Below are 24577 nucleotides of genomic sequence, written 5' to 3'. Positions count from 1 at the left end.
AATTTAGCGGTGATATGAAAAGAACCTTTACATATTTATTACTACTTGTTCTATTGGTTTGCGGAAAGCAAGCCTATAACCTGTTAATCTCGAATGAATCGATCCGGAGCAACCCTACCGGAGCCTTGTCTGACATCGCGGATGAGGTAATCGCCATTCCATTACAGGACTCAGGGACGCATTCGATCAAGGAGGCCAAGTATATCCGTCAAGAGGGAGACAACCTATTCCTTATCAGCAATGAGACGCTTTACCGTTTCAATCGCAAGGGAGAATTTATCTGTCGCATCACCCATCCGGATGACATACGGGTAGCGGGGTATGTAGTGAACCCGGCCAACCAGCAGCTGATCGTACTTGGAAACACGGACGATATTTTCTATTACTCATTCAATGGTGATCTCCTTACCCGCAAGAAACTGAAATGCGACCTTCCGGAGAATAGGCATATGCTATCCATATCCATGCACAATAACCGGATATTTACCACCGAGGAATGTGTTCATGGGGATACGGCAGGGCAAACCGCTACGATTGAGAAACAGATCGTTGAATACGATTCCTCTTTCCATAAATTACAATCTCATACGATCCGTCCGGTCGATCTGGAACGTTCCGCATGCCCGATCGGTTGTCTCGCCCCGGAAGTAGCCGTGGAGCCCGGAAGCGGAACGGTTTATGCCTACGCCCCCTCCTATCAACCCGGGAACTTATTACGGGACACTTTATATATTAAGCAAAAGCGGCAAAGCCAAGCCTTGGAGAACCTTGCCGGAAAGAATACATTCCCTTTGCTACCGATCCGCATGGGTAGCCGTTTCTGGGTATCTACTTACTATAACGCAGAGGATGAGTCCAGAAATTACACCTTCTGTTATGATACGGAGAAGGAAGAATGCTGGCAGGTAAAAGAAGGATTAAAAGATAATTTTTATCAAACCGGAAATGTGCGACGAATGGACCCTATCGATCCCTATTGCCATTCCTATTGTTTCAGCAAATCCGGAGAGGATCTGCGAAATACTTTCCCCGCACAGGCCCAAGGGGAAAGCCTCGTGTTATTTATCGTGAAATTGAAAGGGTAAATCCAGTTAATATTTCAATAGAGAGCAGACTGATGGGTACAAAATAATATGTATCTTCGTACCATTCTAAAAAAGCATTAAGTACATGAAAAAACTTTTAACCTGCATTGCCTTGGGCTTTGCGACTACCAGCTACGCTGTAACCCCTTTGTGGATGCGTGATGTACAAATTTCTCCTGATGGAACAGAGATCGCGTTTTGTTACAAAGGAGATATCTATAAAGTACCGGCCAAAGGAGGAACAGCGACACAACTTACCACCCAAGCATCGTATGAATGCACGCCAATCTGGTCTCCGGACGGAAAACAAATCGCTTTCGCCAGCGATCGTAACGGCAATTTCGATTTATTCGTAATGCCCTCCAACGGTGGAACGGCACAGTGCCTCACCACTCATTCCGCCTCCGAGATTCCATCGGCCTTTACTCCCGACGGCAAATACGTACTCTTCTCCGCATCCATACAAGATCCCGCCCAGAGCGCCTTATTCCCGACCTCGGCCATGACGGAACTCTATAAAGTGCCGATCGGTGGCGGACGTACGGAGCAAGTATTGGGAACACCCGCCGAGATGGTTTGCTTCGATAAATCCGGAAAGACATTCTTATACCAAGACCGTAAGGGCTTCGAGGATGAATGGCGTAAACATCATACCTCGTCCGTCACCCGGGATATATGGATGTACGATACGCAAACTGGAAAACATACCAATTTGACCGACCATGCGGGAGAAGACCGCAACGCCGTATTTACCCCGGATGGACAGACGGTTTACTTTCTGAGCGAACGCAACGGAGGTTCTTTCAATGTATATTCATTCCCTCTCAACACCCCACAATCTATAACGGCGGTTACTAAGTTCAAGACACATCCCGTACGTTTCCTCTCTACAAGTAGCGACAATACATTATGCTACACATACGATGGCGAGATCTATACACAACGTCCGGGAGTCAATCCGCAGAAAGTGCGGATTGATTTGATCCGTGACGATCAAGAGCAAATCAGCGATCTGAATTCCAGCAAAGGAGCTACCTCTGCCACCGTATCCCCCGATGGCAAGCAGATCGCCTTAACCCTAAGAGGCGAGGTATTCGTCACCTCGGCCGATTACAACACGACCAAACAAATCACCAATACCCCGGCCGCCGAAACAGGCGTATGCTTCTCGCCGGATAACCGTACCTTGGCTTACGCCAGCGAGCGTGGTGGTAATTGGCAACTTTACTTGGCTAAGATCGCCCGTAAGGAAGAAGCTAATTTCCCGAACGCAACGATTATCGAAGAGGAAGTTCTCCTGCCTTCTAAGACCGTAGAGCGTAATTATCCTCAATTCTCACCGGATGGTAAGGAACTCGCTTTCATAGAAGATCGTATGCGGCTGATGGTAGTCAACCTTGAGACGAAGAAAGTACGCCAAGTCACGGATGGCTCCACATGGTATAGTACAGCCGGCGGTTTCGATTACTCATGGTCGCCGGACGGTAAATGGTTCACGCTCCGGTTTATCGGAAACAAGCACGATCCTTATTCGGATATCGGCTTGGTTAGTGCGCAAGGCGGGGAGATCACCAACCTGACCAATAGCGGTTACACCAGCACCTCCCCACAATGGGTACTGGATGGAAACGCCATCTTATTCACCACCGAGCGTTATGGAATGCGTGCGCATGCTTCATGGGGCTCCTTGAATGATGCCATGCTGGTATTCATGAATCAAGACGCTTATGATAAATTCCGCTTGAGCAAAGAGGATTATGAGTTGCAAAAGGAACTGGAAAAGGAGCAGAAAGAGGTAACCGGGGACAAAACCGACGACAAGAAAAAAGAAGATAAAGCCGATGAAAAGAAAGACGAAAAGCCCAAGGATATCGTAGTGGAACTGAAAGGCATCCAAGATCGTATCCTACGTCTTACTCCTAATTCCTCCGAAATGGGTAGTGCCGTCATCTCAAAGAATGGCGAGACCTTATATTATTTCTCGGCTTTCGAAGACAAATACGACCTGTGGAAAATGGACTTGCGCAAGAAAGAGACCAAGCTACTCCACAAGATGAATACCGGATGGGCGAACATGGAAATGGATAAGGAAGGTAAGAACCTGTTCTTGTTGGGTAGCAATTCCATGCAAAAAATGGATATGGGATCGGAGAAACTAACACCGATTCATTACCAAGCGAACTTAAAAATGGACTTGGCCGCCGAACGTGAGTATATGTTCGACCATGTCTATAAACAAGAGCAAAAACGGTTCTACAACGTGAACATGCACGGCGTAAATTGGGACGTTATGACCGCCGCCTACCGTAAGTTCTTGCCACATATCAATAACAACTATGACTTCGCGGAGTTGCTAAGCGAATATCTGGGAGAACTCAACGTATCTCATACCGGAGGACGCTTCCGTCCGCAAACAAGCGGCAATATTACCGCCAACCTAGGCCTACTTTTCGATTGGAACCATAGCGGCAAAGGTTTATTAATCGCTGAGGTAGTGGAAAAAGGCCCATTCGATCACGCACGTTCCAAGGTAAAAGCCGGTACCGTCATGGAGAAAATAGACGGACAAGAAATAACCCCGGATATGGATTACTCCAAGCTATTAAACAATAAGGCCAAAAAGAAGACCTTGGTTTCCCTCTACGATCCACAAACCAAAGAACGTTGGGAAGAGGTAGTCTTGCCTATCAGTAACGGTGAGTTAAATAACTTGCTTTATACCCGCTGGGTGAAACAACGTGCCGCCGACGTGGATAAATGGTCGAACGGACGATTGGGATACGTCCATATCCAATCCATGGGAGACCCTAGTTTCCGCTCTGTCTACTCCGATATCCTAGGTAAATATAACGACCGGGAGGGCATCGTCATTGATACCCGCTTTAATGGTGGTGGACGTTTGCATGAGGATATCGAGATCTTGTTCAGCGGAGAGAAATACCTCACCCAAGTGACACGTGGCCGGGAGGCTTGCGATATGCCTAGCCGCCGCTGGAATAAACCTTCCATCATGCTCCAATGCGAGGCTAATTATAGTAACGCACATGGAACCCCGTGGGTTTATAAGCATCAACACATCGGACGTTTAGTTGGTATGCCCGTACCGGGAACAATGACTACCGTCTCTTGGGAAACCCTGCAAGATCCGACGCTGGTATTCGGCACACCTATTACCGGTTATCGCCTGTCGGACGGTAGTTACTTAGAGAACACACAGCTGGAACCGGATGTTAAAGTCGCTAATTCTCCGGAAACTGTTGTCAAAGGGGAAGATACGCAATTGAGAACAGCGGTACAAGAATTACTGAAAGAGATCGATAAAAAGTAGTTTAAAACGAGACTACTCTCATCGCTTGTCGGGAGTAGTCTCGTTTTATTATGTAACCTTCTATTAAAAAACAGGCGATATTCACTCTGCCTAAGTCGTGATATGCTTATAGGGAGAATGACTAAAATCCAAGAAACACATCTCATAGCAAATGGTCAGCCACACCACAATGCAAGGCCAAGCTTTTATCACATACGGACGGATCAGTCCATTCCGGACAATAGATGGAACCAGCTCTGTAGTGGATAAGCCAACAATCACCAAGGTAGCTATCCAAAGCCAATAAGTATATTTCTTATGGGGCGATACACTGCATATATACCAGATAGCGGCTCCTATCATCGCTATGATATACCCACTCGCCTCGCTTCCCGTACTGAATAATACGACAAACAATAAAACATTAGCCAACAGCATAAAGCGAAAAGCCAGATATTTATATTGAGAGATCCTCAAATATGGAATGCAGAATAAAATCAAGCCCGGTATGATAAGCCACATATCGCTATACTCCGCATTCCCGGATATCTTTCGAACCACTCCTAATAATGATATATTTTGCGGATCAGCGAACATATTCAACATATTTTTCACCTTCAATCGCTCAAACCAATCTATATACTGAGAGATCACATACTCAAACCCCGGTGTATAAAGCACCGGGATCACAAAGCAAACCAATCCCCAGAAAAGACAAGAGACTAATAATCTCACTTTCTGCCTTGAGAAGAAAAAGAACGCCAATCCCACGATTGGATAAATCTTGATAAATGTTCCGAGCATAATAATGCCTGCCGCCCAGAAATCCTTTTTCTCCAGTATCAAGACAAATGATAATAAGATAAAGGCCGCTACTGATATATTGAATTGCTGTACTCCTTGAGCCGTCATCAACTCACAATACGAATACCAATAAATAATGATTTTGGGGGTACTCGACAATGGCAATCGGCTAATCGCATAAAATAATAGGGCGGTATTCCCCGCTATCCATAAGATCATACCCAGCCATTCCGGTAACAGGGCGAAAGGAGCTATGATAAGACTGAATAAGACTCCATAATGGTTTGAATCATAATATTCCGGATAATGATCCCCATATAAGGTTAAGCCTTCGATAGCATGCCAGTAGACTCCTTCAAATATCTTATAATTATTATATTTCCCGATCAACAACTTGACAATAGCAAAAATAACACCTGTTAGCATCCATACCCCGAATACAGTCCGGGGCTCTCTCCATACCGGATGGGTGGCTAAAGTCTTTAATCTCATATCCAATTTCTTCCTTTCAATCAGTCCACAAAGATAAAAAACCTAATAAAACGAGCCTAATAAAAAAGAAAAGACTGTCTGGGTATATAACCCGGACAGCCTTTTCCTTTATGATACAGACTCTATTCTGAGTATTCCCTATTAATTAGCGAATGATTTCAAAGGAACACTTACTCCCATGTAAAGATTCATGGCGTTACCGCTGACCGGTAAGCATTGTGGAGTTACCTTTGTCAACATATAATCCGATCCGATAAAGAAATTGATCCAAGACGGTGAGAAATTCAAGGCGATACCATACGTCTTGAACTTACTATGGATAAATGAGTAGCTCAGCGTAGCCTCAAACCATTTCACCGGACGGTAATTACCGGACAATGTCAGTTCCGTATAGGCTTTCGGGGAATAAAGACGAGTGCTCGACAATAAACCGATACCTAACTTGTTTTCCAGTAAACGGTACTCGCCACCGATATTGATTGTCGAACGAAGACGGGTAGTGCTTCCGGACTCACCCTCTTTCTTGAAATGAAGCAAGTTCTCGAAATCTTCCTTGATAGCGTCAAACTGATCGCCCATGCTCGGTATATCACCGTTATTCTCGCCAATAGCCAGATCAAAGCCGTTAAAGTCGAAAGTTCCATCCAACTTACCTAGCGTGCTACCTCCCTTGCTCCAGCTGATAAAACCTAAATCAAGGACAGCGGCGGATAACATGATATTCTCGGTCAATTGGTACGTAGCACCCAAGTCCACTCCCATACCGAAACCGCTAAGACCCGGAGAATCGAAATCAAAGCTATTATAATAATCACGGCCTTGCTCGTCTACTTCCATTTCCGGAACCAAGCCTTTCATATTCGTCTGCAATGTACCGGTAGAGGTAACTTTCCAGCTAGTCTCTCCCATCTCAGCATGCATCTGATCGATCGTAGCGTCCATAGAACCTACGCCCCATAACAATTTAACCTTACCTCCGACTGTCAACTTATCCGTGATAGGACGAGAATATCCTACACCTGTCTCCAAATAAGCCTCGGCGTACGCCCTGATATTACGAATATCATAGGTACTCTGAGATCCATTACCCTTTTTCATGAACTCGAACAATGTCTTCGGAGCACGAATATTCGCCAAGCCCTTGATAGAAACATCAACCGTCCAGAATCCCTTGCCGGCGTACCAGCCACCGGATAGAACCTGCGTGCCAAAATCCATGTTTACCTGATTCTCATCCTTCAAGCCATTCAGGAAAGACTCGGTATTCACGGAGTTATCCATGAACGTAACGGTCTCACCATTCTTCGGATAAATAAAATTATCCACAGCTATTCCGTTCGTACCATACGAAGCGCCAACCGCGCCTAATACCGGAATGGAGACATAGCCTCTCTCGGGACGATACGCCGGATTCATTGTCGTGCGTGCCGTAGAGGATTGCATGAAGTAAGAAGTTCGTATTTGCTGGGCGGATACCGACATCCCCACAGTGGTCAATAAACATAAAGCGCACAGACCTCTCTTATACATATTATATATAGTATTCATCTTTCTTTTTCGTAATTTAAATGGTTAGTACTGGGATCAAATAGAAATTCCGCCTTCTTTCTTGAGTTTCAAGTTGAAGGTCGTTTTCTGGCCTTTCTTCAAAGCCTCGCTTTGATCTCTACCCGTTAAATGTAAATTCAGGTCTATATGACGTGCGTCCTTCATTTTCGGCATATCCTCCTTCGTGATCTCGAAGACAACCTCTCCGGATTGTCCTTTTACCTCTTGCGCCGGAAATTGGATATCTACCGGTACATTGTTCTCATCCATGATCACCATCTCGATAGACATATCGAACGGCATCTCGTTCGTAACCTCTCCATAGATCCTCGCGCTTCCGTCCGAGAAAATATAGTCTACGAAATCCTCATCAAAAGCGTCCTCGATCCGCTCGACGGATACGGCGCTAAATTCCGGTGCCGGAGTCAACGGAAGCTCTACCGCATAACGTAACTCACTCAAGGCATCCGCAGGAGCGTTCGCCCATTGTTTGCTATCAGCGGACAAAGACAAATGTATTTTTTGAGGAACAATCTGTACGATTCCCGGTAACTTCTCGTTCTTGACAAACTTAAAAGCATCCGTCTTCGGATCAAGAGGGCCGATCCAAATATTAGGAGACACCGTTGACAAGGTAAAATCAGAGGAAGTAGCCTCCTTTTTACTTGCGTTCTCAGCCTCGATAGACAAGCTACAATCCAAAGAGGCATTCTTTACATTCGACTTTAACGTAATGTGGGGGTTCGTTAACGCCAAAACGAAATCGCCATCGAACAAGCCATCGATATCCCCAGTCGTTATATCTTCCGAGGCGATCTCCACTTTATCAGAGGCGGCCCGTAAGCTTTTCCCCTTAATCTTCATCTCTCCATCATAGATCATGACGTAAGCCCCGTCGACTTCCCGAATGGAAGGGACTTTCTCTACATTCACAACGTCATCCGACGTTACATAACCCGTACCGAGGGGAGCTACCCAAGACTCACCCATTACCGCATCGTCCGTATTGACATCGCTTAAATCATACTTACTATCCACACATGCCGCTAAACAGCAAGATGATAGCAATAGCATCACCAAATGTTTGTTTTTCATATAAAGTTATTTTTATCAAAATTATGACCCTAACAGCGCACAAAAATAAACAAAATAAATGAAAGTTTAGCCATAAAAAAAAGAGTGGCATCGTATTATTAACGCCACTCTTAGCTTATACTATCTTTGACAATCAAAATATTCTTCCGCAAATACGAATCTTCATGACCGGATAAACCGTTAGCTTATCCATGATCTTCGTAAAGGTATCATCCTCGTCTATCTCATTCACCAAGTCCTTTACATCCCCTGAATCCGTATACACCTCCGGTTTGCCATGGAATTGCACACCCAGCTCAAACATCACGCCAACCCGTTTCTTAGGAACCGCACGACCGAATCCAAGACCTAGATAAGGACGAAAACCGGACACTTTCAATCCACCGGATACATTACCGTTATTATCCACCGGAATCGTATAATCACCGATAACTATGCCCGCACTTTCTCCTTGGGCGATCAGGTCTTTCAGCTTATCACTATGTCCTTCTATCTTCACCAAGGAAGAACCACCGAAATAGGCGCCGGCCGCAACGAAGAACGAAGAAGCGTGAGGAAACGGGTAAACATTCACCAACAACTGTCCGGAAGTACGTTTCAAGCTACCTTTGACATCCATGGAGTATGTATCATTATACACACCCGCTCGCGGATCGTTAACATCTACATCCACGTCCGTATTAATGCTGAAACCCGGCATAAAGGTAAGACCACCTCTCAACGCCAGATAAGGCGTAATAGGAGTAGCGACTTCCACATCTACACCCGTCAAACCAACACCCACTCCTGCCGAAACAGAATTGAAAATCCCTAACTCCTTTTGAGCTGAGATAAAATTACACGTCGCAAACATGCTCACGAACGCACAAAGAAGAAATAGTCTTTTCATTTTCACCATATAAGTTAAATTGTTATTCACCCTAGACTCACAAAAATAAATAAAAAACATGAAACATTCGTTGTAAAAAAGAAAAAGCGACATCGAATTTGCCTCGATGTCGCTTTTTTACGGATAAAGTATACTATTTTACGTATAAGCGTACGTTATTCCTCCTCAGAATCGTCTTCCTTCATATTATGGAATACGTTTTGAACGTCTTCGTCTTCCTCTAATTTCTCGATAATCTTCTCGATAGACTCACGCTGTTCCGGAGTAACCTCCTTCAAATCGTTCGGAATACGTACGAACTCACTACTCAAGATCTCGAAACCATTCTCCTCCAAATATTTCTGGATCGCCGAATTCTGTGCGAACTCACCATAAAGAACAACCTCGTCCTCGTCTTCCTCAACCTCATCTACACCGAAGTCGATCAACTCCAACTCTAGGTCTTCTAAAGAAAGATCCTCTTTTTTAGCGATATGGAATACGCATTTATGATCGAACAAGAACTCCAAGCTACCGGATGTTCCCAGAGAACCACCGTTCTTATTGAAATAACTACGAACGTTGGCTACCGTACGAGTCGTATTATCCGTAGCGGTCTCAACGAAGATAGCGATACCGAAAGGACCATATCCCTCATAGTTCATCTCCTTATAATCCGTGAAATCCTTGGATACAGCACGTTTAATGGCACGCTCCACGTTCTCCTTCGGCATATTCTCCTTTTTGGCGTTCTGCATCAACACACGTAAACGAGGATTATTCTCGGGCTCCGGCCCACCTTGTTTTGCCGCGATCGTGATTTCCTTACCTAACTTCGTGAATACACGGGCCATATTGCCCCAACGCTTAAACTTTCTCGCTTTACGAAACTCAAACGCTCTTCCCATATGTTTATCAGTTTATCTTTATTTTATGTAATTAAATTCTTATCTCAATTGAGCACCTAGCTTTTGTTCCAGATTCGTCTGGATCTTCTTCATGATAGCGTCGATCTGCTTATCGTTCAAAGTCTTGCTCTCATCTTGCATGAAGAAGCTTACGGCATACGACTTCTTGCCCGCCGGAAGATTCTTGCCCTCGTAAACGTCAAACAGAGATACTTCCTTCAATAGCTTGCGATCGCTATCCTTAGCGATTTTCTCTACCTCGCTAAACTGTACGCTCTTATCAAGCAACAACGCCAAGTCACGTTTAACGGCCGGGAACTTGGAAATCTCGGAGAAGGTTACTTTCGCCTTCTTGATCTCCTTCATCAATTGGGTCCACGACAACTCAGCGTAATAAACCTCCATATCGATATCCAGCATCTTACGAAGTTTCTTGCTTACGATACCCATCGTACCCAATTGACGTCCGGAACCGGTCGTGATGCTTAGGCCCGAAGAATAGATATCATTCGTCAAGTTACCGAAAATAACCCGTTTCATATCCACACCCAAGCGGGCTAAGATATTCTCTACGTAAGCCTTCAACTCATAAACGGAAGATTTCTCGTCAGGATGCGCCCAGTTGTTCTCCACCCGGTTGCCGGCTACCCAGATGCCTAGACGGTAATCCTCGCTGAACTGCGCCAAGGTCTCATCTTCCTTCTTGTTATCGATATTATAATCATAGCAATTACCAAACTCATAGAAACGGACATTGCCATTCTTACGCTTCATGTTATGCTCGATGCTCTCCAAGCCTCCGAACAACAAGGTCTGACGCATGCAGTTCAAATCAGCGCTTAACGGGTTCATCAACATGACACAATGCGCTTCCGGATAAACAGACAGATCCGTATAATAAGCGGAGCGTGTCAAGGAATTGTTCATGATCTCGTTGAAACCACAACCGCAAAGTTGCTCCGAGATCAAGTTCTGCAATTTCCAGCTACGATCCGTAGGAGTCTGGTAACTTAAATTGGACTTCACGTTATCGCTGAACTCCACGTTATTATATCCGTAGATACGAAGAATGTCCTCGATCACGTCTACATCACGCTGCACATCGATACGATATACGGGAACATGCAAAGTCAAGCCCTCGGCAGTCTCGGATACGATCTCCATCTCAAGGCTTGCCAAGATACTTTTCACGGTTTCTACCGGAATATCCTTACCGATCAACGTATTGATCTTCTCGTAAGTCACCTCAACCGTATACGGTTCCGCCACGGTAGGATAAACATCCTGTACGGCACCCGTGATCTTACCTCCCGCCAACTCTTGTATCAACAAGGCGGCACGTTTCAATACATACATCGTATTGTTCGGATCCAAACCACGCTCGAAGCGGAAAGAAGCGTCCGTATTCAAGCCAAAACGACGAGCGGTCTTGCGAATCCACGTCGGATGGAAACAAGCGGATTCCAAGAATACGTCGGTGGTCTCCTCCGTCACGCCGGAATCCAAACCGCCGAACACGCCACCGATACACATCGGTTCCTCGACGTTACAAATCATCAAGTCACGATCGGTCAACGTACGCTCCACGCCATCCAACGTGACGAATTTCGTACCAGCCTCGGCCGCCTTGACAATCACTTTATTTCCTTTGATCTTACCCGCGTCAAAAGAGTGTAAAGGCTGCCCCAACTCATGCAGGATAAAGTTCGTTATATCCACTACGTTATTGATGGGACGAAGGCCGATCACACGCAAACGGTTTTGTAACCACTCCGGGCTCTCCTTCACCGTAACGCCCTTGATCGTAACACCGGAATAACGGGGACAAGCCTCCGTATTCTCTACCACGACCTCTACACCCGGTGTCTCGTCATCGATCTTGAAAGCGTCTACCGAAGGACGTCTCAATTCGGCGGGCTTGCCGTTTTGCTTCAAATAAGCGGCCAAGTCACGGGCGACACCGAAATGGGAAGTAGCGTCTACACGGTTCGGGGTGATATCCACCTCCAGCACGTAGTCGCTCTTTACATTATAATAATCTTTAGCTAACGTACCTACAACAGCATCGGCGGGAAGTACGATAATACCGTTATGGTCGGTACCGATACCGATCTCGTCCTCGGCGCAAATCATACCGTTGGACTCAACGCCACGGATCTTAGATCTCTTGATGGTAAAGCATTCATCACCGTCGTACAGTTTCGTGCCATTCACGGCTACGACCACTTTCTGTCCGGCAGCCACGTTCGGGGCGCCGCATACGATTTGTAAAGGAGCCTCGCCACCTACATTTACGGTCGTTATATGTAAATGGTCAGAATTCGGGTGTTCCTCACAAGTTAACACTTCACCGATAACCAGTCCCTCAAGTCCGCCCTTAATGGTTTGAACTTCCTCTACTCCACCGGTTTCCAAACCGATAGAGGTAAGCGCCGCAGCAACTTCTTCTGGCTCCAGATCGAAATCAAGATACTCTTTCAGCCAATTGTAAGATATATTCATCGCTATAAAATTTATTCTCTAAAGAGACGGCCTCTATTGATAGCCGCCGAATTGACGGACAAAAGTACGAATAATAATTCAAACGATACAAAAATATCCTCATGAACTTCTACGAACTCTTAACTGCGCCAACGCATGCGTTTCATTCATTCTTAATTTTCTATCGCGAATCATAGATAATAGAGACTCACTTTACGATGAGTCAGAATAAAGATGTACCTTTGCGGGAGGTTTTAACGTTACAACTATTTTTTATGCGTATAGATATACTTACCGTACTTCCCGAGATGATCGAGGGGATGATTAATTGCTCTATCGTCAAGAGGGCGCAAGATAAAGGATTAGCGGAGATTCATTTACATAACCTACGGGATTACACCACTAATAAATGGAGGCGGGTGGATGATTATCCGTTCGGAGGAGAGGCCGGAATGGTGATGCAGATCGAACCGATAGACCGGGCGATCTCAGCGTTGAAAAGCGAACGGGAATATGACGAGGTAATCTATACCTCCCCGGATGGCGAGACACTCAACCAGCCCATGGCCAACAGCATGTCTTTACTAAATAATATGATTATCCTCTGCGGGCACTATAAAGGGATCGACTATCGTATCCGTGAGCATTTGATAACGAAAGAGATATCCGTAGGAGACTATGTCCTTACCGGAGGAGAGCTGGCCGCCGCTATCATAACCGACGCCGTGGTACGCTTGATACCGGGAGCGATCGGCGACGAGCAAAGCGCCCTCTCCGACTCCTTCCAAGATGACTTACTGGCCCCGCCTGTTTATACACGTCCCGCCGATTACAAAGGTTGGAAAGTACCCGAGGTACTATTATCCGGGCACCAGCGCAAGATCGAAGAATGGCGCTTGCAACAAGCACAAGAGCGTACGGCACGCCTCCGGCCGGATTTATTGAAATAGCAGCGTTAAAAAACAAGGCCGGGGATCATCCCCCCCCGATGATACCCCGGCCCCTCTATCCACAAACAATCATGGCTACAACATCACTCTTATTTATTGAAACGTTCTTTCAATTTAGCTAACATGTCTTTTGTCATGGCATCCAAATCATACTCCGGCTTCCAGCCCCACTCTTGGCGGGCGCAAGTGTCATCCAAGGAGTTCGGCCACGACTCGGCTATAGCCTGACGCAAAGGATCTACCTCATACTCCATTTGGAAGTCCGGCATATATTTCTTGATATTATTAAAGATGATCTCCGGATCGAAACTCATCGACGCAATGTTGAAAGAGTTGCGATGAACGAACTTCGTAGAATCCGCCTCCATAATCTCGATAGCGGCACGCAAGCCGTCCGGCATGTACATCATATCCATGAAAGTACCGGCTGCGATCGGGCAAACGAATTTCTCGCCCTTAGCGGCCGAATAGTAAATATCGACAGCGTAATCCGTCGTACCACCACCCGGAGGTGTCACATAAGAGATCAATCCGGGGAACCGAACCGAACGTGTGTCCACGCCGAAACGGATATTATAATAATCACTTAACAACTCACCGGATACCTTCGTCACGCCGTACATCGTACGAGGATTACGGATCGTATCTTGAGGAGTCTTGTCTTTCGGGGTATTGTTACCGAAAACGCCAATAGAGCTCGGCGTAAATACGGCGCAGTGCATCTCACGGGCCACCTCAAGCACATTGAACAAGCCCCCCATTCCGATCTTCCACGCCAACTGAGGTTTAGCCTCTGCTACAGCCGACAAAAGAGCCGCCAAGTTGTAGATCGTATCAATATTATATTTTGATACCGTCTCAGCGATCTGCTGCTCGTTCGTGATATCCACGATAGCGGAAGGTCCCGATTCTAACAACTCGCCTTTAGGTTCCGCACCCGGGATATAACCCGCTACTATGTTCCCACCGTAGATACTTCTTAATTTCATGGTTAACTCTGATCCGATCTGACCGGTAGAACCAATTACTAATACATTCTTCATCGCGTTTAATGAGATTTAAGTTTTTTTCCGTCGGCAAAGGTATAGAGAATAAAACAGTTTAGACATGAATTTCTTCTCTTTTTTAGTATTAAAATTCAAAAAAAAAACAGACCTTTGTCTGTCGCTTTGACAACGAAGCTACTACTCACATCTAAATACTAATAAAAAACGAAGTTTTTATGTACGGAAAACTTAAAGAATTCTTGACAAATGAACTTGAAGGCATCAAAGCCGCTGGTTTATACAAGAACGAGCGTATCATTACTACGCCACAGAGAGCCGACATCAAAGTAAATGCCGGAAGTGATGTTTTGAACTTCTGCGCCAACAACTATCTTGGCCTGTCCGATAACCAACGACTGATCAAGGCCGCGAAAGAAGCCATGGATACACACGGTTATGGTATGTCGTCCGTTCGTTTCATCTGTGGAACGCAGGATTTGCACAAGCAATTGGAAGCAGCCATCTCCGACTATTTCAAGACTGAGGACACGATCCTTTACGCCGCATGTTTCGACGCTAACGGTGGTTTGTTCGAGCCATTGTTCGGCGAGGAAGACGCTATCATCTCGGATGCCTTGAACCACGCCTCTATCATCGACGGCGTTCGTTTATGCAAGGCTAAACGTTACCGCTACGCTAACGCCGATATGGCGGACTTGGAGCGTTGCCTACAAGAGGCGCAGGCCCAACGTCACCGTATCATCGCCACGGACGGCGTGTTCTCCATGGACGGCAATGTCGCTCCGATGGACAAGATTTGCGAGCTTGCCGAGAAATATGACGCATTGGTTATGGTGGACGAATCTCACTCTGCCGGTGTCGTTGGACCGACGGGCCATGGCGTAGCCGAGCAGTTTGATGTTTACGGACGTGTAGATATCTTCACGGGTACGCTGGGTAAGGCGTTCGGTGGTGCCATGGGTGGCTTCACGACCGGAAAGAAGGAGATTATCGATATGTTACGCCAGCGTTCTCGCCCCTACTTGTTCTCTAACTCCGTGGCTCCGGCCATCGTAGGCGCAAGCTTGGAGATGTTCAAGATGTTGAAGGAAAGCGACGCTTTACATACGAAATTAATGAACAACGTAAGTTACTTCCGCGACAAGATGCTGGCAGCCGGTTTCGATATCAAGCCGACTCAATCCGCTATCTGCGCTGTTATGTTGTACGACGCTAAGTTGTCTCAAGATTTCGCCGCCAAGATGCAGGAAGAGGGTATTTACGTAACCGGTTTTTATTACCCGGTAGTACCGAAGGGACAAGCTCGTATCCGTGTACAATTGTCCGCCGGCCACGAGACTGAGCATCTGGACAAGGCTATCGCCGCGTTTATCAAGGTAGGAAAAGAGCTAGGCGTTATCAAATAACACCTCTCTCATTCATCATACAAGGCCACATCCGGGCAAGATGATCTGGATGTGGCTTTTTAATCACTAAGAACAATCATGCAACTCAGTAACTACCATAGTCATTGTACTTTTTGTGATGGAAGAAGTATTCCGGAGGATTTCGTGAGATTCGCCATAACACACGGGTTCCGTGCGTACGGTTTTTCCTCCCACTCGCCGCTTCCGTTCGAGACCTTCTGGAATATGTCTAAAGACGATATGCCGGAGTATCTGCAAGAGATAAAACGACTAAAACAGAAATACAGCGATCAACTAGAAATATATGCCGGTCTGGAGATTGATTATCTGGACGAGACCTATAACGCCTCGATCCCCTATTTCCAAGAGTTGCCTTTGGACTACCGGATCGGTTCCATCCATTTCCTGCCCGTATCAGAGCGTCTGGTCGAAGAGAACATGGTCTGTATAGACGGCTCATTCAGGGAATACGCCCACTCCGTGGAGCGGCATTTCGAGGGAGATGTCCGGTTGCTTGTCAAGCGTTTCTTCGATACCACGATGAAAATGATAGAGGCCGGAGGCATCGATATCGTCGGGCATATGGATAAGATCTATATGAACGGACAGAAGTACGAGATCTTCAATTTTGAGGAGGATTGGTATCGGAAGCCTTTTGAGGCTTGTCTGGATCTGGTTCAGGAGAAAGGATTGATGGTAGAGGTCAACACCAAGAACTGGACCAAGAAAAAAGAGCTTTACCCCCGTGTGGAATACCTATCACGGATGCGGGAAATGAATATCCCTGTCATGGTGAACTCCGATTGCCATTATCCGGATTTGGTGAACGACGGTCGCAAGGAGGCTTTCAAGTTGCTGAAGCAAGCCGGCTTCAAGTCCACCCGTGAGCTCGTGAAAGGCAAATGGCAAGATATCGCCCTCTAGGATTTATTTTTCCGCTTATACAGGAAGGATTGCCAACGTTCCTCAGCGTTCCCTTGACGAAACATGTCATAACGTGCCATCGTAAAGAACAGATCCGATAAACGATTCACGAACGCCATGATCCCGGCAGGAACCGGGTCTTTCCGATTCAATGTCCACAAGCGGCGTTCGGCCCTGCGGGTGATCGTACGGGCCAATTGGAGGTGCGCCGAAACAGGTGTGCCTCCCGGAAGGATAAAATACCCGTTATCCTCCATCTGGGCGGATAGATCATCGATATGGGACTCACAAAAGACGGCCAAATCATCGGGAAGCGGATTCGGATTCTGATCACGGATCGCCGATGGTGTCGCCACATGAGACATCACGGCCATCATCTCACGCTGTATCCTACCCAGCAACACCTGCCATTCATGATCGGGAGGCAGCAACGTACGGACAATGCCGATCTCGGCGTTCAACTCATCCAACGTCCCATTCGCCTCGATACGGATGTCATCCTTATCGACACGCTCACCGCCATGTATGCCGGTTTTTCCTTTATCTCCTCCACGGGTATATATTCTCATAGGATACTCATTTTAGGACTTATGAAAAAAGACTACCGTATTCCGGCGATAAACACTATAGTATTCATTTCCAAACACTACTGTGTTTATCCACGAATACTATAGTGTTCTCACACGAACACAATAGTCTTTCCTATTCGTTAATCAAAGAAGTGCTTAAACTTACTGAAGATTTTCTCTTTCATCGTCTTATTAGGCTGGAAGTTCGGTGAATTCTCCAATCCGTTCAGCGTCTCTTTCTCCGTAGACGACAAAGTCTCGGGGATATATACACTCACGTTCACCAACAAATCGCCCGTACCATAACTATTGATGGAAGGAAGTCCTTTATTACGCAAACGAAGCACCTTACCCGGCTGTGTACCCGGCTCGATCTTCAATTTCGCCTTTCCGTCGATGGTCGGGACCTCTACCGTGGCTCCCAAGGCTGCTTGCGGAACACTCAATAGCAGGTTGTATAACAGATCGTTCTCATCACGAATCAACTCCGGATGCGGTTCCTCCTCGATAAGGATCAATAAGTCGCCGTTGATTCCACCATGTCGTGCGGCGTTGCCTTTACCATTCATGGAGAGCTGCATGCCCTCGGCTACACCGGCAGGGATATTGATCGTGATAATCTCATCGTCGCGAACGACGCCCTCACCGTTACACTCCGTACATTTCTTGACAACGATCTTGCCCTCGCCACCACAAGTAGGACAAGTCGTCTGCGTCTGCATCTGCCCAAGGATCGTGTTGGCGATACGGGTAACGACACCGCTACCTTTACACGTATCACACGTCTTCACACCCTCCGAGCCTTCCGCCCCGCTACCGTGACAATGCGAACAAGGCACATACTTCTTCACCTTGATCTTCTTTTCCACGCCGTTAGCGATCTCTTTCAGGTTCAGCTTCACCTTCACACGCAAGTCCGATCCACGGTTCACCCGGCGTCCTCCACGAGAACCGCCGAAACCACCGAAGCCACCAAAACCGCCAAAATGTCCACCAAAGATGTCACCGAACTGGGAGAAGATATCCTCCATGGACATACCACCACCGAAGCCACCACCTTGTGAAGCCCCGCCGACACCCGCATGGCCGAATTGGTCATAACGCTGACGCTTTTGCGGATCGCTCAACACGTCGTATGCCTCAGCCGCCTCCTTAAAGTTCTCCTCCGCTTGCTTATCGCCCGGGTTCTTATCCGGGTGGAATTGTATCGCCTTCTTACGGTACGCTTTCTTTATCTCATCCGCCGAAGCATTCTTCTCAACGCCCAGCACTTCATAGTAATCCCTTTTAGCCATCCTTGTATTTGTTATTTGCCGATTTTCCGATTATTCTCCCACTACTACTTTAGCGTGACGTATTACCTTGTCAAATAAGGTATATCCAGTTTGTACGCAATCCAATACCTTGCCCTTCATGTCCGGTTCCGGAGCGGGAATCGTAGCGATAGCCTCAAACTCCTCCGTGTTGAACGGCTTGCCTATGGCCTCGATCGGCTTTACGCCTTGCTGAGACAGATAGCCCATGAACTTACCGAAAATCAAGTCCACGCCTTCTTTAACGGCCTCTACATCCTCAGCCGTGCGGACATTCTGCAAAGCACGCTCGAAATCGTCGATAATAGGAAGAAGGTTCTTTAACGCACCCTCGCCGCCAGTCTTGATCAAATCGGCCTTCTCACGCATCGTACGTTTACGGTAATTGTCAAACTCCGCCATCAAGCGCAGGTGGGAATCGTTCAATTCGTTATATTTCTTTTGCAAGGCTTCCACCTCGCCCGACACATTGTCAGAGCCGGCAGTTTCATCTGCCGCATTTGACTGTTCTTCCTGCAAATTTGTCGCTTCCTCATTATTCACGTTTTCGTTTTTTGAAGCGTTTTCTTTTTTCTCGTTTGGATTCATCTTGCTCATAATCTATCTGATTTTTTTCATTACTAACTAATTGTAAGCGAAATACGGTACCACATAAATACCCTTAAAAAGTATATACACAGCATCCATATCAAGTTCATACACTATTATAGCAGCAAATATATTGCCAACTATTCCACCACATCAAAAATATCTTTACCTTTGCCTATGTTTTAAACGAAACAGGTATTTTTAGAGTAAATAAAATTCCAGAATATGATGAGAAGTGTGATTTTATCAACGTTACTATTAGTATTGGCGGTCTGTACGGTTTCCGCCCAAAACAGGAATACATCCATCTGCCGACTAGGCTTCACATACGATATCAGCCAGAGCAAGAACTGGGGAAACAACAAGCCGGTCATTAAAAGCGTCATCCCTTATTCATCCGCCGAGCAAGCAGGTATTAAGAAATACGACGTGATCGAGGAGATCAACGGTGTACCTGTGACGGAAATATCTGTCGATGAGATCCCTCAACTGCTGAATCCCGCCGGAAGAAACGATGTCCTATTGACCATCAGCAACCTTTCCTCTCCTTCTAAACAAGTATTGGTAAAGAAGGACTGCAAGAAAAGTAACGCCATCACGGAAGACCAGCTGGCGTCCGCCTATGCGATGTATAGCTTGGAGACAACCAATGAGCAAGAATTCGTATGCCCGTTCAAGACTACCGTCACATCCGACGGCGTAGATTTCGGTAACTTCAAGACATTCGCCTTCTCGACCATCGACGAGAATAACCGTAAACTGGAAACGGTCATCAACGAATGCATCGAGAACGAGTTGACCAAAAAAGGACTTACGGTTGATATCGCGAAGCCGGATTTATTGATACAGACTTTCTATTTTTTCGATAAGAACCCGAACTATCTGGGAGCGAATAAAGTATTGGTAGAAAAAGAACCGACTTACCGGTACAACTTCTCGCACAGTAAGATGGAGAAATTCCCGTTCTTGAATTACGCCGCCGCCGAAGCGGAAGCCGAATATCTGTTGCAATTCGGTATCCGTATCATCGATCAAAAAGATATCCCCGGACGTGTACTCTGGGAATGTGAGGCGAACGAGTTGCTGGAAGACTCTTATCGTTTAGACGAATACGCCCGGGTGCATGTCCCGTTGATGTGTATGCAATACCCATACACGAAATACGGACGTAACGTACCGTTCAAGGTGAGCAAGAAGACCTATAATTATACGGGGATCAGCTACGATATCGATAAATTGGATCAAGTGGTTGACGTAGATCGTAACTCTCCCGCTTATGCGGCAGGCATCCGTCCTCGTGACATTATAGAAAAGATCGGCCGCCATAAGATGGATCATTCGGCAGAGGAGTTCTCATCCGCCTACAAACGCTTTATCACGAACACGATGCAATATCGTGATCCGAAGACGATGTTTACGGACGCGAACGGTTTCAAATATTGCATGTTTTGGGACGTATTCAAATATCCCCAAATAGCGGATGCGTCGCAAAGCTCCGATTACTTGCCGGCGTTCTCTTATTTATACTATTTCGCCCCTTATATTAATCCGTCCGGCAACAACGCCTGTACATTTAATATAAAGCGTGGCAAGACAAAATTAGAAGTAATTATCCGTCCTACCATTCGCTCTGAAGTGACGGTAGAGATCAAATAAAGATTTTACAAACACGTGATATATCCACAAAATTTTGAACAAAAGACGGGCTTTGATAAGATCCGTCACTTAATCACAGAAAAATGTTTAAGCCCGCTCGGGGAAGAGCGGGTAGCGGAGATGGGATTCTCCGCCGATTTCGAGGTCGTATCCAAGCGATTGGAACAAACCGATGAGTTTATCCGTATCCTACACGGAGACACGGAATTCCCCGCCAGTTATTTCTTCGACGTGCGCTATTCCTTGAAACGGATTCGGCCGGAAGGTACTTGGCTGGATGAACGGGAGTTATTCGACCTCAAACGTTCCCTGCAAACGATCAATGACATCGTACGCTTCTTCAAGCCCATGGACGATGAGGAAATCAAGTATCCGGCCTTGACTGAATTGGCGGGAGATATCTTTGTCTTCCCCCAATTGATTGGAAAGATCGATAGCATCCTCGATAAATTCGGCAAGGTCAAGGACAGTGCTTCCTCCACCCTATCGCAAATCCGCAGGGAGATAACGATCACGATGAGCGGTATATCCCGCAGCCTGCAATCCATCCTCCGTGCGGCACAATCAGACGGGGTTGTCGATAAGGACGTGACACCGACCATGCGCGACGGTCGTTTGATGATCCCGGTAGCCCCGGCTTTCAAACGAAAGATAAAAGGTATCGTACATGATGAGTCCGCCAGTGGCAAGACGGTCTTTATAGAGCCGGAGGTGGTCGTGGAAGCGAATAACCGCATCCGGGAACTGGAAGGGGAAGAACGCCGGGAAATCATTAAGATACTGACGGAATTCACGAACGTGATCCGTCCTTTAGCTCCGGATATCCTACAATCTTACGAGTTTCTTGCCGACATTGACTTCATTCGTGCGAAAGCGTTATTCGCGGAGCAAGTCAAGGCGATCAAGCCGATCGTGGAGGATAAGCGACAAATGGATTGGGCACGTGCCGTGCATCCGCTCTTATTCCTGTCTTTACAGAAACAGGGCAAGCAGGTAGTTCCCCTCGATATCGAGCTGACCGAGGGAAAACGGATCTTGATCATATCCGGTCCGAACGCCGGTGGTAAATCCGTTTGCCTGAAAACGGTCGGATTACTTCAATACATGTTGCAATGTGGTTTATTGATTCCTTTGCATGAGCGATCAAGAACCGGGATCTTCGAGCATATATTCATCGATATAGGCGATGAGCAAAGCATCGAGAACGATTTGAGTACCTACAGTTCCCACCTTACCAACATGAAGTATTTCGTGAAGAATTGTAACGAGCGGACCATTATCCTAATCGATGAGTTCGGTAGCGGTACGGAACCCCAGATTGGCGGCGCTATCGCCGAGGCTTTATTGGATCGCTTCAACCGGAATCATAGCTTTGGGGTAATCACGACCCACTACCAGAATTTGAAGCATTTCGCCGAGGATACGGAGGGTATCGTAAACGGTGCCATGTTGTACGACCGCCATTTGATGCAGCCCTTGTTCAAGCTTTCTATCGGAAATCCGGGTAGCTCGTTCGCCGTAGAGATCGCACGCAAGATCGGTCTGCCCGAGGACGTGATAGCCGACGCTTCTGCGAACGTCGGAGCGGATTATATCAATATGGACAAATACCTGCAAGATATCGTACGCGATAAACGGTACTGGGAAAGCAAACGGCAGAATATCCGTCAGCAGGAGAAAAAACTGGAAGATGTCACTTCCCGTTATGAACAAGACTTGGAAGCCGTAAACAAGCAACGGAAAGAGATCATCCGGGAGGCAAAGGCCGAGGCCCAACGTATTCTAGCGGAGGCTAACGCCAAGATCGAGAATACCGTTCGTGAGATCAAGGAGGCCCAAGCGGAAAAAGAACAGACCAAACTGGCTCGCAAAGCCTTGGAAGAGTTCAAGAACTCCGTAATGGCCACCGAAGAAGAAGACGATAAGATCGCACGCAAGATGGCGAAGCTCAAGGAACGGAACGAACGGAAGAAACAGAAACAAAAAGTGACGGCCCAGCCGATATTTAATAAAGAGGTGATAGAGGTCGGCGACAATGTACGCCTTAAAGGGCAGGTTTCCGCCGGAACCGTTATGGAACTACAAGGAAAGCAGGCCGTAGTAGCATTCGGGATGATCAAAAGCACAGTTAAGCTGGAGCAGTTGGAAAAGGTAAGCAAAGGCCAGATCAAACGGGAAATCCAGAAAAGCACGTTCGTCAGCTCCCAGACCACTGACAATATGCATGAGAAGAAGATAAACTTTAAGCAAGAAATCGATGTGAGAGGAATGAGGGGCGATGAGGCATTGCAAAGCGTGACCTATTTTATCGACGACGCCATTCAAGTCGGGGCAGGCAAGGTTCGCATCTTGCATGGAACCGGTACGGGTATCTTACGTCAGCTAATCCGGGATTATCTGCGCACGGTTCCCGGTGTCCGTCGTTTTCAAGACGAGCATGTGCAGTTCGGAGGCGCCGGCATCACCGTTGTTGAATTCGATTAAAAAGAGATCCTTATTATGAGACGGAATGAATATACACACAGGAGAAGACATATATCCAACCGGCATTTATCGGACAAGTATTATTACGCCGGCGAACATGAGACAGCAACCGGCATCCGTCTCACGCAATACAACGAACAATCTTTGCATACGAAAGAGGTGCGGATAACCGACACCTCTTTCAGCAAACTATCCGACTCGGATCAGATCAATTGGTTCGAGGTTAGCGGATTGACCAATGCGGATGCCATTACCCGTATCGTAAAAGATTTCGGACTGCATAATCTGGACGCTAAGGATATCTTGACTCCCCAACACGTGGTCAAGGTAGAGGAATACAAAGGACGAATGCTTATCGTATTAAACTCCTGCTATTACGATGTCAATAACGAGATGCGGTCTGAGCACATCAGTATACTGGTAGCGAACAATACGGTTATCACTTTTACGGAAAGCAACAACCCCGTATTCGAGGCCGCTCATAAAGCGCTACTATCCAACATGCTGAACATCCGGAAAAAAGGCAGTGGATTGCTGCTCGCTTTCCTTCTAAACACGATCATAGCGAATTTAGTAGAATCCGCCTCAAAGGTAGAAGAGATACTAGAGGATATAGAAGAGACTTTGCTCGATCCTAAGAACGATCAGGGTAATATGGGTTCCCTAATCCAACAACACCGCCATGAGTACATGATTATCCGTAAGAATAGCCAACCGCTGAAAGATCAATTCTCAAAACTATTACGAACAGAGAACGGGATTATCACCCCGGATATCCTGCCGATCTATAATGACCTGCAAGACCAACTCCAATTCGTTATCCAAACAACGGAAAGCTGCCGGGAAATCACCTCTTCCCTTGTCGATCTTTATATATCCAATAACGATCTTAGGATGAACGCCATCATGAAACGGCTGACGATTGTCTCCACCCTTTTCATCCCTTTGACATTCTTGGTGGGCGTATGGGGTATGAACTTCAAGATAATGCCGGAATTGGATTGGCGTTACGGTTATTTCATAGCTTGGGCCGTCATGATAGTTACCGGAGTATTGACTTGGCTATATATGAAACGAAAGGATTGGTATTAA

18 protein-coding genes are annotated in these 24577 nt (G+C 46.5%); 8 read left to right on the top strand and 10 right to left on the bottom strand.

Annotated features, from left to right (window positions below):
• Positions 1 to 14: 14 nt before the first annotated feature.
• Both DWX84_RS02590 and DWX84_RS02585 read left to right on the top strand, forming a co-directional pair.
• Positions 15 to 1085 (top strand): 6-bladed beta-propeller, encoded by a 1071-nt coding sequence (locus tag DWX84_RS02590; RefSeq protein WP_121961034.1) that lies wholly within the window; start codon positions 15 to 17, stop codon positions 1083 to 1085.
• Between the two features lie 85 nt (positions 1086 to 1170).
• Positions 1171 to 4413, top strand: coding sequence for a S41 family peptidase (locus tag DWX84_RS02585; protein WP_005862101.1), 3243 nt, complete (start codon positions 1171 to 1173; stop codon positions 4411 to 4413).
• A gap of 90 nt (positions 4414 to 4503) precedes the next feature.
• Here the strand turns inward: DWX84_RS02585 and DWX84_RS02580 are convergent, their stop codons facing one another.
• The 6 genes from DWX84_RS02580 to pheT form a co-directional block, all read right to left on the bottom strand.
• Positions 4504 to 5688, bottom strand: coding sequence for a glycosyltransferase family 87 protein (locus DWX84_RS02580; protein ID WP_005862099.1), 1185 nt, complete (start codon positions 5686 to 5688; stop codon positions 4504 to 4506).
• 141 nt (positions 5689 to 5829) lie between these two features.
• Positions 5830 to 7236, bottom strand: a complete 1407-nt coding sequence (locus DWX84_RS02575; RefSeq protein ID WP_005862097.1) for a DUF5723 family protein — start codon at positions 7234 to 7236, stop codon at positions 5830 to 5832.
• Positions 7237 to 7272: 36 nt separating this feature from the next.
• Positions 7273 to 8331 carry a DUF4621 domain-containing protein gene (locus DWX84_RS02570; RefSeq protein WP_005862095.1) on the bottom strand — a complete coding sequence of 353 codons (1059 nt, stop codon included), beginning with the start codon at positions 8329 to 8331 and terminating at the stop codon, positions 7273 to 7275.
• Between the two features lie 133 nt (positions 8332 to 8464).
• Positions 8465 to 9229, bottom strand: coding sequence for a hypothetical protein (locus tag DWX84_RS02565; RefSeq protein ID WP_122377408.1), 765 nt, complete (start codon positions 9227 to 9229; stop codon positions 8465 to 8467).
• Positions 9230 to 9375: 146 nt separating this feature from the next.
• Positions 9376 to 10107, bottom strand: a complete 732-nt coding sequence (locus DWX84_RS02560; protein WP_005856672.1) for a YebC/PmpR family DNA-binding transcriptional regulator — start codon at positions 10105 to 10107, stop codon at positions 9376 to 9378.
• Between the two features lie 39 nt (positions 10108 to 10146).
• A complete protein-coding gene (gene pheT / locus DWX84_RS02555; protein WP_005862093.1) occupies positions 10147 to 12609 on the bottom strand; it encodes a phenylalanine--tRNA ligase subunit beta in 2463 nt (820 codons plus the stop codon).
• 254 nt (positions 12610 to 12863) lie between these two features.
• On the opposite strand from pheT, the gene trmD reads away from it, so the two are divergent.
• The gene (gene trmD, locus DWX84_RS02550; protein WP_008772076.1) at positions 12864 to 13538 is read left to right on the top strand and encodes a tRNA (guanosine(37)-N1)-methyltransferase TrmD; all 675 of its coding nucleotides are present in this window, start codon (positions 12864 to 12866) and stop codon (positions 13536 to 13538) included.
• An 89-nt stretch (positions 13539 to 13627) separates the two neighbouring features.
• On the opposite strand, the gene DWX84_RS02545 is transcribed toward trmD, so the two are convergent.
• Positions 13628 to 14581: an NAD-dependent epimerase/dehydratase family protein gene (locus DWX84_RS02545; RefSeq protein WP_005862091.1), complete on the bottom strand. Its 954-nt coding sequence runs from the start codon at positions 14579 to 14581 to the stop codon at positions 13628 to 13630.
• Between the two features lie 179 nt (positions 14582 to 14760).
• On the opposite strand from DWX84_RS02545, the gene kbl reads away from it, so the two are divergent.
• Together kbl and DWX84_RS02535 are read left to right on the top strand one after the other, a co-directional pair.
• Complete coding sequence (gene kbl / locus DWX84_RS02540; protein WP_005856664.1) at positions 14761 to 15951, top strand: glycine C-acetyltransferase; 1191 nt, start codon at positions 14761 to 14763, stop codon at positions 15949 to 15951.
• 78 nt (positions 15952 to 16029) lie between these two features.
• Complete coding sequence (locus tag DWX84_RS02535) at positions 16030 to 16875, top strand: histidinol-phosphatase (RefSeq protein WP_122377407.1); 846 nt, start codon at positions 16030 to 16032, stop codon at positions 16873 to 16875.
• Here DWX84_RS02535 and DWX84_RS02530 read toward each other — a convergent pair.
• The 3 genes from DWX84_RS02530 to DWX84_RS02520 form a co-directional block, all read right to left on the bottom strand.
• Positions 16872 to 17444: a cob(I)yrinic acid a,c-diamide adenosyltransferase gene (locus tag DWX84_RS02530; protein WP_057327748.1), complete on the bottom strand. Its 573-nt coding sequence runs from the start codon at positions 17442 to 17444 to the stop codon at positions 16872 to 16874. The two genes, DWX84_RS02535 and DWX84_RS02530, sit on opposite strands and share 4 nt — an antisense overlap.
• A 140-nt stretch (positions 17445 to 17584) precedes the next feature.
• On the bottom strand, positions 17585 to 18739 hold the full coding sequence (dnaJ, locus tag DWX84_RS02525) for a molecular chaperone DnaJ (protein WP_005856657.1): 1155 nt from the start codon (positions 18737 to 18739) through the stop codon (positions 17585 to 17587).
• A 30-nt stretch (positions 18740 to 18769) separates the two neighbouring features.
• Positions 18770 to 19354, bottom strand: coding sequence for a nucleotide exchange factor GrpE (locus DWX84_RS02520; RefSeq protein ID WP_005862085.1), 585 nt, complete (start codon positions 19352 to 19354; stop codon positions 18770 to 18772).
• Between the two features lie 216 nt (positions 19355 to 19570).
• Here DWX84_RS02520 and DWX84_RS02515 point away from each other — a divergent pair, with 216 nt between their 5' ends.
• The 3 genes from DWX84_RS02515 to corA are packed head-to-tail and all read left to right on the top strand — an operon-like array spanning position 19571 to position 24577.
• Positions 19571 to 21001 carry a DUF4136 domain-containing protein gene (locus DWX84_RS02515; RefSeq protein WP_005862083.1) on the top strand — a complete coding sequence of 477 codons (1431 nt, stop codon included), beginning with the start codon at positions 19571 to 19573 and terminating at the stop codon, positions 20999 to 21001.
• Between the two features lie 15 nt (positions 21002 to 21016).
• Positions 21017 to 23485: an endonuclease MutS2 gene (locus tag DWX84_RS02510; protein ID WP_044544579.1), complete on the top strand. Its 2469-nt coding sequence runs from the start codon at positions 21017 to 21019 to the stop codon at positions 23483 to 23485.
• A 15-nt stretch (positions 23486 to 23500) separates the two neighbouring features.
• Positions 23501 to 24577: a magnesium/cobalt transporter CorA gene (corA, locus tag DWX84_RS02505; protein WP_044544578.1), complete on the top strand. Its 1077-nt coding sequence runs from the start codon at positions 23501 to 23503 to the stop codon at positions 24575 to 24577.

Origin of the sequence: Parabacteroides sp. AF21-43 (assembly GCF_003635435.1) — a bacterium.
Lineage (GTDB): Bacteria > Bacteroidota > Bacteroidia > Bacteroidales > Tannerellaceae > Parabacteroides > Parabacteroides distasonis.
The sequence above is the reverse complement of the archived record's forward strand: the minus strand, read 5'-3'. Positions and strand labels throughout refer to the sequence as shown.

Bases quoted from the DNA above. Each gene is read 5' to 3' on its own strand.
- DWX84_RS02590 (WP_121961034.1), top strand. From the start codon at position 15: ATGAAAAGAACCTTTACATATTTATTACTACTTGTTCTATTGGTTTGC.
- DWX84_RS02585 (WP_005862101.1), top strand. From the start codon at position 1,171: ATGAAAAAACTTTTAACCTGCATTGCCTTGGGCTTTGCGACTACCAGC.
- DWX84_RS02580 (WP_005862099.1), bottom strand. From the start codon at position 5,688: ATGAGATTAAAGACTTTAGCCACCCATCCGGTATGGAGAGAGCCCCGG.
- DWX84_RS02575 (WP_005862097.1), bottom strand. From the start codon at position 7,236: ATGAATACTATATATAATATGTATAAGAGAGGTCTGTGCGCTTTATGT.
- DWX84_RS02570 (WP_005862095.1), bottom strand. From the start codon at position 8,331: ATGAAAAACAAACATTTGGTGATGCTATTGCTATCATCTTGCTGTTTA.
- DWX84_RS02565 (WP_122377408.1), bottom strand. From the start codon at position 9,229: ATGGTGAAAATGAAAAGACTATTTCTTCTTTGTGCGTTCGTGAGCATG.
- DWX84_RS02560 (WP_005856672.1), bottom strand. From the start codon at position 10,107: ATGGGAAGAGCGTTTGAGTTTCGTAAAGCGAGAAAGTTTAAGCGTTGG.
- pheT (WP_005862093.1), bottom strand. From the start codon at position 12,609: ATGAATATATCTTACAATTGGCTGAAAGAGTATCTTGATTTCGATCTG.
- trmD (WP_008772076.1), top strand. From the start codon at position 12,864: ATGCGTATAGATATACTTACCGTACTTCCCGAGATGATCGAGGGGATG.
- DWX84_RS02545 (WP_005862091.1), bottom strand. From the start codon at position 14,581: ATGAAGAATGTATTAGTAATTGGTTCTACCGGTCAGATCGGATCAGAG.
- kbl (WP_005856664.1), top strand. From the start codon at position 14,761: ATGTACGGAAAACTTAAAGAATTCTTGACAAATGAACTTGAAGGCATC.
- DWX84_RS02535 (WP_122377407.1), top strand. From the start codon at position 16,030: ATGCAACTCAGTAACTACCATAGTCATTGTACTTTTTGTGATGGAAGA.
- DWX84_RS02530 (WP_057327748.1), bottom strand. From the start codon at position 17,444: ATGAGAATATATACCCGTGGAGGAGATAAAGGAAAAACCGGCATACAT.
- dnaJ (WP_005856657.1), bottom strand. From the start codon at position 18,739: ATGGCTAAAAGGGATTACTATGAAGTGCTGGGCGTTGAGAAGAATGCT.
- DWX84_RS02520 (WP_005862085.1), bottom strand. From the start codon at position 19,354: ATGAGCAAGATGAATCCAAACGAGAAAAAAGAAAACGCTTCAAAAAAC.
- DWX84_RS02515 (WP_005862083.1), top strand. From the start codon at position 19,571: ATGATGAGAAGTGTGATTTTATCAACGTTACTATTAGTATTGGCGGTC.
- corA (WP_044544578.1), top strand. From the start codon at position 23,501: ATGAGACGGAATGAATATACACACAGGAGAAGACATATATCCAACCGG.